General features: G+C 30.4%; 21 protein-coding genes. 18 read left to right on the top strand and 3 right to left on the bottom strand.

The features are described 5' to 3' along the window. Positions 1–24 precede the first annotated feature (24 nt). From hemL to ACH5BF_RS06460, 4 genes are read left to right on the top strand one after another with little or no spacing between them, the layout of a single operon-like run. Complete coding sequence (gene hemL, locus ACH5BF_RS06475; RefSeq protein WP_423273396.1) at positions 25–1,305, top strand: glutamate-1-semialdehyde 2,1-aminomutase; 1,281 nt, start codon at positions 25–27, stop codon at positions 1,303–1,305. A 12-nt stretch (positions 1,306–1,317) separates the two neighbouring features. Then, a complete protein-coding gene (ppnP, locus tag ACH5BF_RS06470) occupies positions 1,318–1,632 on the top strand; it encodes a pyrimidine/purine nucleoside phosphorylase (protein WP_423273395.1) in 315 nt (104 codons plus the stop codon). A gap of 9 nt (positions 1,633–1,641) precedes the next feature. Next, positions 1,642–1,953 (top strand): AtpZ/AtpI family protein, encoded by a 312-nt coding sequence (locus tag ACH5BF_RS06465; RefSeq protein WP_423273394.1) that lies wholly within the window; start codon positions 1,642–1,644, stop codon positions 1,951–1,953. Then, positions 1,937–2,491 (top strand): hypothetical protein, encoded by a 555-nt coding sequence (locus ACH5BF_RS06460; protein ID WP_423273393.1) that lies wholly within the window; start codon positions 1,937–1,939, stop codon positions 2,489–2,491. The genes ACH5BF_RS06465 and ACH5BF_RS06460 overlap by 17 nt, the downstream gene beginning before the upstream one ends. 9 nt (positions 2,492–2,500) lie before the next feature. Here ACH5BF_RS06460 and ACH5BF_RS06455 read toward each other — a convergent pair whose 3' ends face one another. Next, positions 2,501–3,181 carry a hypothetical protein gene (locus ACH5BF_RS06455; RefSeq protein WP_423273392.1) on the bottom strand — a complete coding sequence of 227 codons (681 nt, stop codon included), beginning with the start codon at positions 3,179–3,181 and terminating at the stop codon, positions 2,501–2,503. 3 nt (positions 3,182–3,184) lie between these two features. Then, positions 3,185–5,047, bottom strand: coding sequence for an RNA polymerase sigma factor RpoD (gene rpoD, locus ACH5BF_RS06450; protein WP_423273391.1), 1,863 nt, complete (start codon positions 5,045–5,047; stop codon positions 3,185–3,187). A 175-nt stretch (positions 5,048–5,222) separates the two neighbouring features. Here rpoD and ACH5BF_RS06445 point away from each other — a divergent pair, with 175 nt between their 5' ends. The 3 genes from ACH5BF_RS06445 to ACH5BF_RS06435 all read left to right on the top strand — a co-directional run bounded on the left by ACH5BF_RS06445 (position 5,223) and on the right by ACH5BF_RS06435 (position 7,847). Next, on the top strand, positions 5,223–5,732 hold the full coding sequence (locus tag ACH5BF_RS06445) for a 3-isopropylmalate dehydratase small subunit (protein WP_423273390.1): 510 nt from the start codon (positions 5,223–5,225) through the stop codon (positions 5,730–5,732). Next, positions 5,732–6,796: a 3-isopropylmalate dehydrogenase gene (gene leuB / locus ACH5BF_RS06440; protein ID WP_423273389.1), complete on the top strand. Its 1,065-nt coding sequence runs from the start codon at positions 5,732–5,734 to the stop codon at positions 6,794–6,796. The genes ACH5BF_RS06445 and leuB overlap by 1 nt, the downstream gene beginning before the upstream one ends. A 124-nt stretch (positions 6,797–6,920) precedes the next feature. Continuing rightward, a complete protein-coding gene (locus ACH5BF_RS06435) occupies positions 6,921–7,847 on the top strand; it encodes an exopolyphosphatase (protein WP_423273388.1) in 927 nt (308 codons plus the stop codon). A gap of 20 nt (positions 7,848–7,867) precedes the next feature. Here ACH5BF_RS06435 and ACH5BF_RS06430 read toward each other — a convergent pair whose 3' ends face one another. Continuing rightward, positions 7,868–8,230 carry an HIT family protein gene (locus ACH5BF_RS06430; protein WP_423273387.1) on the bottom strand — a complete coding sequence of 121 codons (363 nt, stop codon included), beginning with the start codon at positions 8,228–8,230 and terminating at the stop codon, positions 7,868–7,870. A 372-nt stretch (positions 8,231–8,602) separates the two neighbouring features. Here ACH5BF_RS06430 and rpmJ point away from each other — a divergent pair, with 372 nt between their 5' ends. From rpmJ to ACH5BF_RS06375, 11 genes are all read left to right on the top strand, one after another. Beyond that, complete coding sequence (rpmJ, locus tag ACH5BF_RS06425; protein WP_254577927.1) at positions 8,603–8,716, top strand: 50S ribosomal protein L36; 114 nt, start codon at positions 8,603–8,605, stop codon at positions 8,714–8,716. A 6-nt stretch (positions 8,717–8,722) separates the two neighbouring features. Then, positions 8,723–9,091 (top strand): 30S ribosomal protein S13, encoded by a 369-nt coding sequence (gene rpsM / locus ACH5BF_RS06420; protein WP_423273386.1) that lies wholly within the window; start codon positions 8,723–8,725, stop codon positions 9,089–9,091. A gap of 10 nt (positions 9,092–9,101) precedes the next feature. Next, positions 9,102–9,494 carry a 30S ribosomal protein S11 gene (rpsK, locus tag ACH5BF_RS06415; RefSeq protein ID WP_423273385.1) on the top strand — a complete coding sequence of 131 codons (393 nt, stop codon included), beginning with the start codon at positions 9,102–9,104 and terminating at the stop codon, positions 9,492–9,494. A gap of 10 nt (positions 9,495–9,504) precedes the next feature. Then, entirely contained in the window at positions 9,505–10,131 is a 627-nt protein-coding gene (gene rpsD / locus ACH5BF_RS06410) for a 30S ribosomal protein S4 (protein WP_423273384.1), read from the top strand. A 20-nt stretch (positions 10,132–10,151) separates the two neighbouring features. Next, on the top strand, positions 10,152–11,150 hold the full coding sequence (locus ACH5BF_RS06405; RefSeq protein WP_423273383.1) for a DNA-directed RNA polymerase subunit alpha: 999 nt from the start codon (positions 10,152–10,154) through the stop codon (positions 11,148–11,150). A 16-nt stretch (positions 11,151–11,166) separates the two neighbouring features. Continuing rightward, positions 11,167–11,517, top strand: a complete 351-nt coding sequence (gene rplQ / locus ACH5BF_RS06400; protein WP_423273382.1) for a 50S ribosomal protein L17 — start codon at positions 11,167–11,169, stop codon at positions 11,515–11,517. A 196-nt stretch (positions 11,518–11,713) separates the two neighbouring features. Continuing rightward, a complete protein-coding gene (gene gatA, locus ACH5BF_RS06395; protein ID WP_423273381.1) occupies positions 11,714–13,072 on the top strand; it encodes an Asp-tRNA(Asn)/Glu-tRNA(Gln) amidotransferase subunit GatA in 1,359 nt (452 codons plus the stop codon). Positions 13,073–13,096: 24 nt separating this feature from the next. Further along, on the top strand, positions 13,097–14,545 hold the full coding sequence (gene guaB, locus ACH5BF_RS06390; protein WP_423273380.1) for an IMP dehydrogenase: 1,449 nt from the start codon (positions 13,097–13,099) through the stop codon (positions 14,543–14,545). 71 nt (positions 14,546–14,616) lie between these two features. Continuing rightward, positions 14,617–14,823 carry a hypothetical protein gene (locus tag ACH5BF_RS06385; protein WP_423273379.1) on the top strand — a complete coding sequence of 69 codons (207 nt, stop codon included), beginning with the start codon at positions 14,617–14,619 and terminating at the stop codon, positions 14,821–14,823. Positions 14,824–14,933: 110 nt separating this feature from the next. Then, entirely contained in the window at positions 14,934–15,185 is a 252-nt protein-coding gene (locus ACH5BF_RS06380; protein ID WP_423273378.1) for a hypothetical protein, read from the top strand. A 5-nt stretch (positions 15,186–15,190) separates the two neighbouring features. Continuing rightward, positions 15,191–15,538 (top strand): hypothetical protein, encoded by a 348-nt coding sequence (locus tag ACH5BF_RS06375; RefSeq protein WP_423273377.1) that lies wholly within the window; start codon positions 15,191–15,193, stop codon positions 15,536–15,538. Positions 15,539–15,569 lie beyond the last annotated feature (31 nt).

Raw genomic sequence — 15,569 nt, 5'->3', positions numbered from 1 at the left:
ATTTATTACTGGATAGGATATTTAATGTTTGATAAGTCAATAAAAGCATATGAAGAAGCAAAAGAAGTAATTCCTGGTGGTGTTGATTCACCAGTAAGAGCTTTTAAAAGTGTAGGTGGAACTCCTCCATTTATTCAAAAAGGTGAGGGTGCTTATCTTTTCGATATTGATGGAAATAAATATGTGGATTTTGTACAATCATGGGGACCATTAATTTTTGGTCATGCTGATAAAGATGTAGAAGAAGCAGTTATTGAAACAGCAAAAAATGGTTTATCTTTTGGGGCACCAACAGTTTTAGAAACTGAACTTGCAAACGAAATTGTAGAAATGTTTGATAATATTGATAAAGTTAGATTCGTAAGTTCTGGAACAGAAGCTACAATGTCTGCTATTAGATTAGCAAGAGGTGTAACTGGTAAAAATGATATTGTTAAGTTTGAAGGTTGTTATCATGGTCACTCGGATTCTTTATTAGTTCAAGCAGGTTCAGGATTAGCTACTTTTGGTAGTCCAAGTAGTCCAGGTGTTCCAGCAGATTTAACAAAACATACTTTACTTTGTGAATATAACAATATTGAAAATTTAAAAAGATGTTTCGAAGATTCAAATGACATTGCTTGTATTATAATTGAGCCAATAGCTGGAAATATGGGATTAGTTCCTGCAAGTGCTGAATTCATAAAAGCTTGTAGAGAGTTATGTGATGCAAATGGTGCTTTATTAATTTATGATGAAGTTATGTCTGGATTTAGAGCTTCATTAAAAGGTGCAAGTGGTATTTTAGAACAACAAGCTGATATTATTACTTTTGGTAAAGTAATTGGTGCAGGTATGCCTGTTGGTGCATTTGCTGCTTCAAAAGAGATTATGGGACATTTATCTCCAGATGGTGCTGTTTATCAAGCTGGTACATTAAGTGGAAATCCAGTTGCTATGAGTGCAGGACTAGTAAACCTTAAAAAATTAAAAGCTAATCCAGCAATTTATGAAGAATTAAATGTAAAAGCTGTTAAGTTAGTTACAGGATTAAAAAAAGTAGCTACTAAAAATAACATTCCTCTACAAGTTGATACAAGAGGTTCTATGTTTGGTTTCTTCTTCTGTGAAGAAGTACCAACAAACTTCAAAGAAGTAGGAAAGTGCGATTTTGATAGATTTGCAAAATTCCACCATGAAATGATTAAGAAAGGCTTCTATTTTGCTTGTTCTCAATATGAAGCAGGATTTATGTCAACTGCTATTTCAGATGAAGATATTGAAGCTTGTATTAATGCAGCTGATGAAGTAATGAAAAATTTATAATTAGGAAAAAAAATGGATATTTTAAAAAACGTTGATTTAGTTAAAAAAGCAAATGTTTACTTTGATGGTAATGTTACAAGTAGATCTTTTACAGATTCTGATGGTGAGAGTAAATCTTTAGGAATCATGATGCCAGGTGAGTACAATTTTGGTACTAATGCAGCAGAATTAATGGAAATTCTTGATGGTGAAGTAGAAGTTAAATTAGCTGGAAGTGACACTTGGAATACATATACAGCAAATACTTCTTTTGATGTTCCAGCAAATTCAAGTTTTGATATTAAAGTTAAAACAATTACTGATTATTGTTGTTCATATTTAAAATAAGGTTTTAATATGGCAAACATAGAAAACAATGAACCAAAACACCAAGGTAAGTTAAGAGCTTTAGATAACTTATCTTTAGGTATTTCAATGGTTGCAGCAGTTGCTATTGGATTTGGTGTAGGATATGGTTTAAAATCTTTAACAGGTTATGAGTGGACATTATGGCTTGGAGTATTTTGGGGTGTAGCAGCAGCTGTTCTTAATGTACAAAAAGCTTATAAAAGAGCTAAAAAAGAGTTTGAAGGTTTAGAAAACGATCCAAGATATGCTCATAGAGCTAAACATGGAGATCAACCACATAATAATGATGAAGATAAATAAAACTATAATTGATTTTGCAAAGGTTTTTATAGTTATTGATCTTTGTTTGGTTTTATACTCTTTATCTTTTCATGATAAATATTGGCTATTAAATGCACAAGCTGCATTTATAGCCTCTTTATTTATTACTATTACATCATTTTTCTCTTATAAAAGAAATATTCAAAACAGACTTTCAAATATTGATTATTCAAAGCAAGAGTATTCAAGTGAGCAAAGAGACAAAGTAGATGAAATTGATGATCCATTTGATTTATATAGTGAGTATGAAGAGATTCCAGAAGAGGAACTTACTCCTGAAAAAATTAAAGAGATAATCAAAGATGAGAAGTCAAAGGTAAAAAGAAATTCTTTAAAGAATACTGTATTTAGTGCAGGGGGCTTTTTATCTATTTATAGAGTTCTTGGATATGGTTTATTAGTTTTTGCATTCTTTGCATTAAATAATAACAATCTTTTTCTACCTGTAGCATTTTTAGTAGGATTAGGCGTTGTTCCTATTGGTGTTTTATTCTCTAAGTTTATTTTTAAAACTTAGAGAATAAATTTAAATAATTAGAGGTAAATCAATAGTAATACTATCTTCTTCACAACTTAAAATAAACGCAGAATGTTCTTTCGCTTTTAGTATAGATACATCCGTTTTTTTATCTGATTGAATTTTTACACTAATTAAAGAGTATTTCTTTCCATCAATTCTTATATATTCACCAATTTTTAGCATAACTGAACACTTTATTGTTGACGCAATATTAAATGTTTCAAGTATTTCATTTACTACTTTTATAAAAGAACTAGCTTCAAGTTTAAAGTCAGGGATTGAAGGATCATAGTTCTTTACATAATTGATTTGGTTTTTGATTTTTTGTGTTGATATTGCTAAGTCTAGTATAGTAAAGATATTAGTTTTATCAACATTAGAAATATTTAGTTTTGACTCTTTTTTTACCATTGCACTTTTATAAAGTTTCATATGAATCTCATCTTCATCTTCATATCTTACTGTAATAGCATAAAAAGTATAGTTCTTCATAGATAAGTTAATATAAGAAGTTTTTGCTCCAAAAGATTGAGAAGCATATTTTAATGCTAACTCAAAAAGCTCATTTTGCTTAATTCTACTAAGCAAAAATTGAGCTTCACTATTGGAGTAAGTGATTTTTCCACTTTGGTTAAAAGATATTATAGGGTTTAAATCTAAATCAACCCATTCTTCAAAGAAGTTCATGTCTTAACTCTCAACATAGTTTTTAAGGTTCTTACCTACTTTAGGGTGTTTTAGTTTTTTAATTGCACTTGATTCAATTTGTCTAACTCTTTCTCTAGTAACTGATAATTCTTTACCAATCTCTTCTAAAGTTCTGTCAGATGCATCTTCCATTAAACCAAATCTCATTCTAACAACCGCTTGTTCCCTCTCATTTAATTGAGCAAGAATTTGATCAATTTGACCTTGTAAGTCTTCTTTCATGATATTATCAACTGGTGTTGGAGCTTTTTCATCTGGTACAAAGTCACCAAATTTACCGTCATCATCAGAACCAATTGGTGCTTCAAGTGATACAGGCTCTTTAGTAATTTTAATTACTTGTTTTACTTTATCAACTGCAAGTCCAACTTCTTTTGCGATATCCTCTACATCTGGCTCTTTACCATTTTCTTGAATACCTTTTCTAATAATTTTATTAATTCTATTAATAGTTTCAATCATATGAATTGGAATTCTAATAGTTCTAGCTTGGTCAGCAATTGCTCTTGAAATTGCTTGTCTAATCCACCATGTTGCATAAGTAGAGAATTTATAACCTTTTTTATATTCAAACTTATCAACGGCTTTCATTAGACCAATATTACCTTCTTGAATTAAGTCTAGGAATGGTAAACCTCTGTTTGTATATCTTTTTGCAATAGATACAACAAGTCTAAGGTTTGATTTAGCCATTCTAGTCTTAGCTTTATCAGTAATTTGCTTACCTCTTTTGATTTGCTCTAAAACGTCTTTTAACTCTTCTGGTTCAAGGTCAAATCCACCTTTAGATGCTTCTTTAGTTTGGAATAACTTTTTGATTTCCATATATGTAGAAACCATTGTTGCTTCAGGAACCATAGAAGTAATTTGTGCTTTAGATAAGTTAATGATGTTATCTAAAATCTTTTGGTGATTAGCTAATAAAGTATCATTAAATAATGGTAATCTATACTCTAATCTTTTTAATTCACTGTCAAATCCAGTATCAGATTTAAGTGCAGTTTCCATTGCTTTTACAATTTCTGTAATAAGTTTAGAAGTAGGACCTAAGTCTAATAATGCTTCTTTTAAGATTTTCTTTTTAAATGCAACTGCTAAATTATGTTGCATTTGGTGAATTTCATCTTCTGATTTTGCTTCTTCTTTAGCAAGGAATTTAAGCCAATCTTTTTTAGCTTTTTCTAAAATCTTAAATGAATCAATAATAGTTTGTGCTCTTTTATCAATTTTTTTAAGTTTTTTCCCTTTACCATCTTCATCATCAGAATCATCTTCAGAAACCTCTTCTTCAGCGTCATCTACAGAGTCTCCATCAGAATCTTCATCATCAAAGTTTCTAAATAACTCTTTTACTTTTCTTTCTCTATTTACTAAAGGTTCTTTATACTCTAAAATGAAATCAATTAAGTACGGTACATAACAGATTGCATCAAGAATTACATCTTCACCTGTTTCAATTTTTTTAGAAATTTCAATCTCTTCTTCTTTTGTAAGTAATGGAATTTGTCCCATTTCTCTTAGATACATTCTTACAGGAGAATCAGATCTAGACCACTCTAATAATTCTTTGTTTTTTAATAAATCGAAAACATCATCTTCGTTTTCAATTAATTTTTCTCTTTGTTCTCTTTTCTTTTTTGCTTCTTCAGCATTCATTCTTTTTGCTTGTTCTTGTGAACTAATTACAGTTACATTATATAACTGTATAAAAGCTAAAAGTTTTTTTACGTTTGCTGCTGATGGAGCTTTAGGAAAGATCTTAATAATTTTTTCATATGTTAATATAGAGTCTTTGTATTCTTTTACAGTTTGCTCTATAGCTTTATTTAAATCTTTTGCACTCATTGACGAAAAATCCTCTTCTTAAGATAGGCATTTATTATACCGAAATTACATAAGAAAGTTATTAAAAATTTGTTATTTAATCAAATATTACTAAAATTTTAGATAAAATGTTTGTTTTCTGAAAATAATCATGTTTAATAAATTGAAATATTTATTAAATACAAGGATACAAAATATGAATAAAATTACTGGAAAAGTATGGAATTTTGGTGCAAACATCGATACTGATGTTATTATTGCAGCAAGATATTTAAATAGTTCAGACCCTGAGCATTTAGCAAAATATGTTATGGAAGATGCAGACCCTGACTTCCCAAATAAGTTACAAAAGGGAGATATTATTGTTGCAGGTGAAAACTTTGGATGTGGAAGCTCTAGAGAACATGCTCCAATCGCTTTAAAAGCAGCAGGTGTAGCAGCGGTAGTTGCACCTTCATTTGCTAGAATTTTTTATAGAAATGCATTCAATATGGGATTACCAATTTTTGAATTACCAGAATCTTTAGAGATTAAAGAGGGTGAAGAAATTTCTATTGATTTAGATGCAGGTGAGATTACAAATAATACAACTAGTAAAACTTATAAATTTATTCCAATTCCAGATTTTATGCAAGAGTTAATTGCAGCTGGTGGATTAATCAACTTTGCTAATATTGAAGCAGCAAGAGAAAAGGAAAATAACTAATGAAAAGATATAATATCTCTTTAATTAAAGGTGACGGAATTGGTCCAGAAATTGTAGATGAAGCTGTTAAAGTTTTAGATACAGTTGCAGGTGCTTGTAATTTTACATTAGATTACAAAGAGTACTTAATGGGTGGAATTGCTATTGATGAAACAGGTGTTCCTTTACCAGAAGAAACAGTTCAAGGTGTTTTAAATTCTGATGCTTGTTTATTTGGAGCAATTGGTGGTGAGAAATGGGATACATTACCAAGAGATTTAAGACCTGAAACTGGACTTTTAAAATTTAGAGAAGAGATGGGTGTTTATGCTAACTTAAGACCTGCTATTGTATATGATGAATTAGTAAATGCATCTACATTAAAACCTGAAGTTATTGAAGGTTGTGATATTATGGTTGTAAGAGAGTTAATTGGTGGTATTTACTTTGGACAACCAAGAGCAAATGATGGTCAAAAAGCTTACAATACTATGGTATATACAAAACCTGAAATTGAAAGAATTGGTAGACAAGCATTTGAGTTTGCAATGAGAAGAGATAAAAGAGTTTGTTCTGTTGATAAAGCAAACGTTCTTGAAGTATCTCAATTATGGAGAGATACAATGGAAGAGATTGCAAAAGATTATCCAGCTGTTGAATTAACTCATATGTATGTTGATAATGCTGCAATGCAATTAGTTAGAAATCCAAAACAATTTGATGTAATTGTTACTGGAAATATTTTCGGAGACATTTTATCTGATACAGCTTCTATGGTAGTAGGTTCAATTGGATTATTACCATCAGCTTCAACAGGTGATAAAACTGCTATTTATGAACCAATTCATGGTTCTGCTCCTGATATTGCAGGGCAAGGTATAGCAAACCCAATTGCAACAATTGAATCAGCTGCAATGATGCTTAGATACTCTTTAGGTGAAGAAAAAGCTGCTGACATGATTAGTAATGCAATTAAAAATGTATTAAAAGATGGATACAGAACTAAAGACTTAGCTGCATTTGATGCAAAAGAAGTTGTTACAACTGCAGAAATGGGTGATATAATCGCTAACTACATTAAATAGTAAAAAAGGGAAATCCCTTTTTTACGACTCTTACTATATATTTACACTTTTACATAATTTTATTTAATAGATTTTAAGAAGCATTTATGCTAAAATGCATAAAACTTTAATTTAGGGACTTCTAATGGATAAAAAATATAGACTTGTTACTAGAAGTGATATGGATGGATTAGTGTGTGGTACACTAATGAAATATCTAGGTATTATTGATGAGATTACTTTTGTACATCCAAAGGATATGCAAGATGGTAAAGTTGAAATAACTGAAAATGACATTACTACTAATTTACCTTACGTAGATGGCGTTTATTTAGCTTTTGATCATCACTTCTCAGAAACATTAAGAAATGATAAAAAAGATAATCATATAATTGATGCTAGCGCTCCTAGTGCAGCAGAAGTTGTTTATCAATATTATGGTGGAAAAGAAAAATTTCCAGAGGCTTTCGATGCAATGATGATTGCTGCTAATAAAGCAGATAGTGCAGCTTTTACAAAAGAGGATATATTAAATCCAAAAGGTTGGGAATTATTAAGTTTCTTAATGGATTCAAGAACAGGTCTTGGAAGATTTAGAGAGTTTACTGTTTCAAACTATCAATTAATGATGGATTTAATTGATTATTGTAAAGATCATAATATTGATGATATTTTAGCTTTACCAGATGTAAAAGAAAGAGTTGATTTATACTTTAAATATGAAAAAGAGTTTAAAGAACAGCTAGAAAGATGTACAAGAGTTGAAAAGAATCTTTTAATTATAGATTATAGGGATGAAGAGATTATTTATCCGGGAAATAGATTTTTAGTTTATGCAATGTATCCAGAAGCAAATATTTCAATCCATGTTGTTTGGGGTAGAGATAAACAAAATGTAGTTTATAGTACAGGTAAATCTATTATCAATAAAACATCAAATACTAATGTTGGTGAATTAATGCTTAAATATGGTGGAGGGGGTCATCAAGCTGCAGGTGGATGTCAACCAAGTCATGAAGATGCTCCAAAAGTATTAGAAGAGTTAATCGCACAAATTAATGCAGATGGATAAGACTTTAAAGTAAAGAAGAGTTATAAACTCTTTTTTACTAATTCATAAAATTCTTTAAAAGAGGGTAACTCAAGGTTTGATTCTCTTTGTTCTTTCCCCCACATTGGTTCAGGAAAATAAGAGTCTTCTTTAAATCTAGCCATAATATGAAAATGTACATGAGGAACATAATTCCCAAATGATGCAATATTTACTTTATCACAATTAAAATATTCTAACATGATTTTTTCTATAATATCTAAGCATCTAAATATTTCCATTTTAGTTTCATTATTACATTGAGATAACTCTTTTATATTGTCATTTGTAAAAATCTTAAGCCATGGAATTTCACTCTCTTCAATTTGTATATTTATTAGTTCATTAGTATAAATTTTAGACATTTATTTCCTTTTTATTTGAATATTAGGATTTTACAACAATAAAGCTGAAAGAGTTTTAAGCTTTAAACTATATTTAAGTAAAAATTAATTATAATCCGAATCCATTTTTTCAACCATCAAGGAAGTTTTTATAAAATATTTGTGTTTTATAAAGAGTTGGTAAGGGGGAAGAAAGCGATCGAAAGTCTGCTTCTCTTACTATATATACATCCAAAAGGGTTTTATAGTTAAGGAAACATAGTTTCCAGCGGCTTTTGCGCTACAGGCGTATGAAAAGTCGCCATGAGGCTTTAAACGTGAAGCACTTCGCGTTTTTTATACGCCTCTTGCCTGTTGAAAAGTGGTAATAAACACAAAAAAGAGGAATGACTGATGAAAGTTAGAGCTTCAGTAAAGAAAATGTGTGATAAATGTAAAGTTATCAAAAGAAATGGTATCGTAAGAGTAATCTGCGAAAACAAAAAACACAAACAAAGACAAGGATAAAAAGACATGGCAAGAATCGCAGGTGTTGATTTACCAAATAAAAAGAGAATGGAATACGCGTTAACTTATGTTTACGGTATTGGTTTACATAACTCTAGATTAATCTTAGATGCTGTAGGTATTGATAGAAATAAAAGAGCACACGAATTAACAGAAGACGAAGCAGCGGCAATTAGAAAAGAAATCCAAGAAAACTACATGGTAGAAGGGGATTTAAGAAAGAAAGTTGCAATGGATATTAAAGCTTTAATGGACTTAGGTTCATACAGAGGTTTAAGACATAGAAAAGGTTTACCTTGTAGAGGGCAAAAGACTAAAACTAATGCTAGAACAAGAAAAGGTAAAAAGAAAACTGTTGGTGCAGCAACTAAATAAGGGATTGTAGATGGCAAAAAGAAAAGTTACTAGAAAAAAAATTGTAAGAAAAAATATTGCTGACGGTGTTGTACATATTGCTGCAACATTTAACAATACTATGGTTACTGTTACTGACAACGCTGGAAACGCTATTGCATGGTCAAGTGCAGGAAGCTTAGGTTTCAAGGGTTCTAAAAAGTCTACTCCTTTCGCAGCTCAAGCAGCAGTTGAAGATGCAATGACTAAAGCAATGGAACACGGAATTAAAAACGTTGGGATTAAAATTCAAGGACCAGGTTCAGGTAGAGATACTGCAGTTAAATCTGTAGGTGCTATTGACGGTATTAGAGTTACTTGGTTTAAAGATGTTACACCATTACCACATAATGGTTGTAGACCTCCTAAAAGAAGAAGAGTGTAAGGAGCAATAGATGGCAAGATATAGAGGACCAGTAGAAAAAATCGAAAGAAGATTAGATGCAGACCTTGGATTAAAAGGTGAGAGAAGACTTAACGGAAAATCTGCATTAGAAAAAAGACCATTCGCTCCAGGACAACATGGACAAAGAAGAGCTAAAATCTCTGAGTATGGTTTACAATTAAGAGAAAAGCAAAAAGCTAAATTCATGTATGGTGTTTCTGAGAAACAATTCAGAAAATACTTCAAAGAAGCTGCAAGAAGAGAAGGTAATACAGGTGCTAACTTAATTACTTTAATTGAGCAGAGATTAGATAACGTTGTATATAGAATGGGATTTGCTTCAACTAGAGCAAACGCTAGACAATTTACAACTCACGGGCACATCTTAGTAGATGGTAAGAAAGTTGATATTCCTTCTTACGTTGTTAAGCCTGGACAAAAAATTGAAATTAAAGAAAAATCTAAAACTAACCCACAAATCGTTAGATCTTTAGAGTTAACTAACCAAACTGGACTTGTTGACTGGGTTGAAGTAGATAAAGATAAAGTATTCGGAATTTTCACAAGAATCCCAACTAGAGAAGAAGTTGTTATTCCTGTAGAAGAGAGATTAATCGTAGAGTTATATTCTAAATAATAAAGCATAAAAGGTAGCCAATGAAGAAGTTTGCAGATACACCGTTTTTACCAACAGAAGTTGAGATCGAAGCTATTAGTGATAATGAAGCTAAGATTTCTGCATATCCATTTGAGAGTGGTTTTGCAATAACTTTGGCACACCCTTTAAGAAGACTTTTATTAAGCTCTTCAGTGGGATATGCACCTATCGCAGTGAAAATTGAAGGTGCTTCACACGAGTTTGACTCTTTAAGAGGGATGCTAGAAGATATAGCTATATTTATTATTAATCTTAAAAATATTAAGTTTAAAATAAATAGTGAAGAAGAGCAAGTAGTAGTAGAATACTCTTTTAACGGACCAAAAGAGATTAAAGGTGAAGATTTAATCAATGCTGATGTAGAAGTAGTTTCTCCTGATGCACACTTAGCTACTATTAACTCTGATTGTAATCTTACTTTCTCTGTAATTATTCAAAAAGGTATCGGATATATGCCTTCTGAAGATATTAGAGATATAGTTGGACCAGATTACATTCCAATCGATGCTTTCTTTACTCCAGTGAAAAAAGTAGTTTACGATATTGAAAATATGTTAGTTGAAGATAATCCTAACTTTGAAAAAGCTGTATTTAATGTACAAACTAATGGACAAATTTCTCCAATTACTGCATTCAAAGAAGCAGTATCTGTTATGTACTCTCAAATGTCAGTATTTAATAAAGTATTTGATTTATCTGAAGTAACAGTAAGTGACGCAGGTGAAGAGCCAGTTGAACTTAAAGATTTAATTATTAAAATTGATGATTTAAATTTAAGTGCTAGATCATTTAACTCTTTAGATAGAGCAGGGTTAAAATACCTTGGTGAATTAGTACTTATGAGTGAAGTTGAAGTTAAAAACATTAAAAACTTAGGGAAAAAATCTTACGACGAGATTGCTGAAAAGTTAGAGTCATTAGGATTCCCAGTTGAAGATACACTTCCAGAAAATGTTGCTTCTGCATTAAGAAGAAAATTAGAGCAACTAAAAGCATAATTTAAGGGTTTAGAATATGAGACATAAGCACGGATATAGAAAGTTAAACAGAACTTCTTCTCATAGAAAAGCATTACTAAAGAACTTAGCAATCGCTTTAATCGAAAGAGAAAAAATTGAAACAACTGTTCCAAAAGCAAAAGAATTAAGAAGATACATCGAGAGATTAGTAACTACTGCAAGAAATGCTGACTTTAACACTCACAGAGCTGTTTTCGCTGCATTACAAGATAAAGAAGCTACTAAAAAATTAATTAACGAAATTGCACCAAAATACGAAGGTAGAAATGGTGGATATACTTCAATAATTAAAACAAGAATTAGAAGAGGTGATGCTACTCAAATGGCATTCATTTCTTTTGTATAATCTTAAATAGTATACATTCTTCAAAAGGTAGGAGTTTTAAACTTCTACCTTTTTTTATTTTTATAAAATAATACTAATAATTACTTCAATCTTAAAAATTACTTTTTAATTTCATTTAATTTTTCTTTACCAAAATTTAATCATTTTTTAGATACAATCGGGTGTATACTACAATTGTAAAATACAGGAGAGGCTTTTGATAACTCTAAAAGAAGCACTTACTTTAAGTGATGATGATATTCAAAAATTAAGAGACGATTTAAAACAAAAAATTAAAGATGACAACACTGGTGCATATGTTGAGCAACTAACTTCACAAGATATTTCTGAATCAGGTTCTGGTATTCCAATAGCTATTAAAGATAATATAAATGTTAAAGACTGGGAAATTACTTGTTCAAGTAATATCTTAAAAGGTTACAAATCACCATATAACGCAACTGTAATTAATAAATTAAATGAAGCAGGTTTAAGCGCATTTGGTAGAACAAATATGGATGAATTTGCAATGGGAAGTTCTACAGAATCTTCTTGTTATGGTAAGACTTTAAATCCAGTGGATAATACTAAAGTTCCTGGAGGAAGTTCTGGTGGTTCAGCTGCTGCTGTTGCTGCAGGTACTGCAATAGCTGCTTTAGGAACAGATACTGGTGGTTCAATTAGACAACCTGCTGCTTACTGTGGTGTTGTTGGTATGAAACCTACTTATGGTAGAGTTTCAAGATATGGAATCACTGCTTATTCTTCTTCACTTGACCAATGTGGTCCTATTACTCAAAATGTTGAAGATGCTGCTATTTTATACGATATTATTTCAGGAAATGACCCAATGGATTCAACATCAGCAAATGTTGAATATGAAGCTGTAACTCCTAAATTAGATGAGAACAGAAAATTAACAATCGCAGTAATTGATAGTTTTGTTGAACAAGCTAGTCCTGCTATTAAAGCTGGATATGAAAAAGCTATTAAAGCTTTAGAAGAAGCTGGACACACTATAGTTCATAAAAATATGTTAGATACAAGTAAAATTTTATCTTCATATTATATTGTAGCAACTGCTGAAGCTTCTGCTAACCTTTCTAGATTTGATGGTGTTAGATATGGAAATAGAAAAGGTGATGCTGGTTTAAAAGATATGTATGTTCAGACTAAAACTCAAGGTTTTGGTGAAGAAGTACAAAAAAGAATTATGTTAGGTTCATTTGTATTAAGTTCTGGTTACTATGATGCATATTACATAAAAGCTCAAAAAATTAGACATTTAATTAAAGATGAGTATGAAGCAATTTTTAATGATGCAGATTTAATTCTTTCTCCAGTAGCTCCTACAACTGCTCCTGAGTTTGGAAGTTTTAAAACATCATTAGAGATGTATTTAAGTGATATTTACACTATTTCAGTTAATTTAGCTGGTTTACCTGCAATTTCATTACCAATTGACAGAGATGAAGATGGAATGCCTGTAGGATTACAATTAATTGGAAAAGCGTATGATGAACAAACTGTGTTTGATGGTGCTTTATCATTAGAAAAAGCTGTAAATTATAAATAAATTAAAAAAATAGGATATTATATTATGAGAATTAGAAAAAGAGCATTAACATTTGAAGACGTTTTATTAGTACCAGCTAAATCTGAAGTATTACCAAAAGAAGTTTGTATTAAATCTAAACTTACTAAAAATATTGAATTAAATATTCCATTTGTATCTGCTGCGATGGACACTGTTACTGAATATCAAGCTGCAATTGCTATGGCTAGACTTGGTGGTATTGGTATTATTCACAAAAATATGGATGTTGAATCTCAAGCTTTACAATGTAAAAAAGTTAAAAAATCTGAATCTGGTATGATTATTGATCCTGTAACTATTAAACCAGATCAAACTTTACAAGATGCAGAAGATATTATGGCTTCATATAAAATCTCTGGTGTTCCTGTTGTTGATGAAAACAATATCTTATTAGGTATTTTAACAAATAGAGATATGAGATTTACAAAAGACTTCTCATTATTAGCTAAAGAAAAAATGACAGTAATGCCTTTAGTTACTGCTAAAGAGGGAACTACTTTAGATGAAGCTGCTGATATTATGCATGCTAATAAAATTGAAAAATTACCAATTGTTGATGAAAACAATAAATTAATTGGTTTAATTACAATTAAAGATATTAATAAAAAAAGAGAATACCCAAATGCTAATAAAGATGAATTTGGTAGATTAAGAGTTGGAGCTGCTATTGGTGTAGGTCAATTAGATAGAGCAAAAGCACTTATTGATGTTGGTGTTGATGTATTAGTACTTGATTCTGCGCATGGACACTCTAAAGGTATTTTAGATACTGTAAAAGCTATTAAAGAACAATTCCCAAATACTGATATTATCGCAGGTAATGTTGCAACTGCAGAAGCAACTGAAGATTTAATCAAAGCAGGTGCTGACGCTGTTAAAGTTGGAATTGGACCTGGTTCTATTTGTACTACAAGAATCGTTGCTGGTGTTGGTGTTCCTCAAATTTCAGCAATTGATGAGTGTGCAGCTGCTGGTGCTAAACATGGTGTTCCAGTTATTGCTGATGGTGGTATTAAATATTCTGGTGATGTATCAAAAGCTTTAGCTGTTGGTGCAAGTGCTGTAATGATGGGTTCTGCATTAGCAGGTACAGAAGAGTCTCCAGGTGAAGTAATCTTATTCCAAGGAAGAAAATTTAAATCTTACAGAGGAATGGGATCAATTGGTGCAATGACAAAAGGAAGTAACGATAGATATTTCCAAGAAGGTACAGCTGCTGATAAACTTGTACCTGAAGGAATTGAAGGTAGAGTTGCATATAGAGGTGCAATCGCTGATATTATTCACCAAATGGTAGGTGGATTAAGAGCATCTATGGGTTATTTAGGATCTAAAGATATTCCTACATTCCAAGAAAAAGCTGAATTTGTTGAAATTACATCTGCTGGACTTAAAGAGTCTCATGTTCATGATGTAACTATTACTAACGAAGCACCAAACTATCACGTATAATAAATTAAAAAGGTAATACACCTTTTTAATTTAAGAAATTCTCATAAAATTAAAATAATTCGGGATTAAATATGGCTAAAAGTCAAAATAACAATAGTGTAAAAACTACAAAAATGAATCTAATTCAAGCAAAAAGCAATTCTACTCCTAAAGCTTTTAGTAAAGATACAACAGTAAAAGATCAAGTTGTAAATGCTAGAAAAGCTGCGAGTCAAAATAAAGCAAAAGCTAAGAAAAAAGCTAAAATTGCAAAAGCTTCTAGAAAAAAATCTAAGTAAAAAACTTTAGATTTTTTTCCCAAATTCTCAAAATATTCACTAAACATACTACTTTTTCTTAAAAATTTTATCTATAAATGGTACTATTATCTATAAAAAAGGAAAATTATATGTTAGATAAAATAAAAAACTATTATAAAATTGCTAAACAAAAAGAAGTTGATGGTTATTTAATAAAAATAGGTATTCTAGGTGTTATCATTGGCGTTGTTTTTTCTATTCCTATTGTCAATCAAATATTTGTATGGTTTATTTTATTTGGTATATGTATTAAACTTTATGATTTTACTGAAAGAATTGAAAGAGATATAGTTCCTTATGATTTTAATAGAATCTTACCACCTCCACCTAAAAAAGATTAAAATAGATGTTTAAAAATATAAATAATCAAATTAATGAATTTACAAAAAATATCAAAGAAATAGAGGGATGTGATAAACTCACATCTTATATGAATAGTAGTTATGTTTCTAGTATTAAGCTTTTGATGTTTGCTTCAAGTACATTTTCTATTTATGCAAAGCTTTTGATATTTTTTATTATAGCAAATGGTGGTTTATTGATGTTTACATTTATAGGTTCACTACCTTTTGATTTTAAACCTTTTTTAGTTGTATCAATTATGTTAATTACATTAATGTTAATTTATACATTTTATTACAAAAATATCTTGAGTTCCAGTATAGAAAAAGTAAAAAATGATATGAAAGAGTAAAAGTAAGCACTTTATTTTTAATTTATGGGGC

The sequence above is a fragment of the Arcobacter pernae genome (genome assembly GCF_049472135.1).
In the GTDB taxonomy this organism is placed as follows: domain Bacteria; phylum Campylobacterota; class Campylobacteria; order Campylobacterales; family Arcobacteraceae; genus Arcobacter_B.
This window is presented reverse-complemented; position numbering and strand designations above follow the sequence as displayed.

Bases quoted from the DNA above. Each gene is read 5' to 3' on its own strand.
- rpoD (WP_423273391.1), bottom strand. From the start codon at position 5,047: ATGAGTGCAAAAGATTTAAATAAAGCTATAGAGCAAACTGTAAAAGAA.
- ACH5BF_RS06460 (WP_423273393.1), top strand. From the start codon at position 1,937: ATGATGAAGATAAATAAAACTATAATTGATTTTGCAAAGGTTTTTATA.
- ACH5BF_RS06435 (WP_423273388.1), top strand. From the start codon at position 6,921: ATGGATAAAAAATATAGACTTGTTACTAGAAGTGATATGGATGGATTA.
- ACH5BF_RS06405 (WP_423273383.1), top strand. From the start codon at position 10,152: ATGAAGAAGTTTGCAGATACACCGTTTTTACCAACAGAAGTTGAGATC.
- ACH5BF_RS06445 (WP_423273390.1), top strand. From the start codon at position 5,223: ATGAATAAAATTACTGGAAAAGTATGGAATTTTGGTGCAAACATCGAT.
- ppnP (WP_423273395.1), top strand. From the start codon at position 1,318: ATGGATATTTTAAAAAACGTTGATTTAGTTAAAAAAGCAAATGTTTAC.
- rplQ (WP_423273382.1), top strand. From the start codon at position 11,167: ATGAGACATAAGCACGGATATAGAAAGTTAAACAGAACTTCTTCTCAT.
- ACH5BF_RS06465 (WP_423273394.1), top strand. From the start codon at position 1,642: ATGGCAAACATAGAAAACAATGAACCAAAACACCAAGGTAAGTTAAGA.
- rpmJ (WP_254577927.1), top strand. From the start codon at position 8,603: ATGAAAGTTAGAGCTTCAGTAAAGAAAATGTGTGATAAATGTAAAGTT.
- ACH5BF_RS06385 (WP_423273379.1), top strand. From the start codon at position 14,617: ATGGCTAAAAGTCAAAATAACAATAGTGTAAAAACTACAAAAATGAAT.
- guaB (WP_423273380.1), top strand. From the start codon at position 13,097: ATGAGAATTAGAAAAAGAGCATTAACATTTGAAGACGTTTTATTAGTA.
- ACH5BF_RS06380 (WP_423273378.1), top strand. From the start codon at position 14,934: ATGTTAGATAAAATAAAAAACTATTATAAAATTGCTAAACAAAAAGAA.
- rpsM (WP_423273386.1), top strand. From the start codon at position 8,723: ATGGCAAGAATCGCAGGTGTTGATTTACCAAATAAAAAGAGAATGGAA.
- ACH5BF_RS06455 (WP_423273392.1), bottom strand. From the start codon at position 3,181: ATGAACTTCTTTGAAGAATGGGTTGATTTAGATTTAAACCCTATAATA.
- leuB (WP_423273389.1), top strand. From the start codon at position 5,732: ATGAAAAGATATAATATCTCTTTAATTAAAGGTGACGGAATTGGTCCA.
- ACH5BF_RS06375 (WP_423273377.1), top strand. From the start codon at position 15,191: ATGTTTAAAAATATAAATAATCAAATTAATGAATTTACAAAAAATATC.
- rpsD (WP_423273384.1), top strand. From the start codon at position 9,505: ATGGCAAGATATAGAGGACCAGTAGAAAAAATCGAAAGAAGATTAGAT.
- ACH5BF_RS06430 (WP_423273387.1), bottom strand. From the start codon at position 8,230: ATGTCTAAAATTTATACTAATGAACTAATAAATATACAAATTGAAGAG.
- rpsK (WP_423273385.1), top strand. From the start codon at position 9,102: ATGGCAAAAAGAAAAGTTACTAGAAAAAAAATTGTAAGAAAAAATATT.
- hemL (WP_423273396.1), top strand. From the start codon at position 25: ATGTTTGATAAGTCAATAAAAGCATATGAAGAAGCAAAAGAAGTAATT.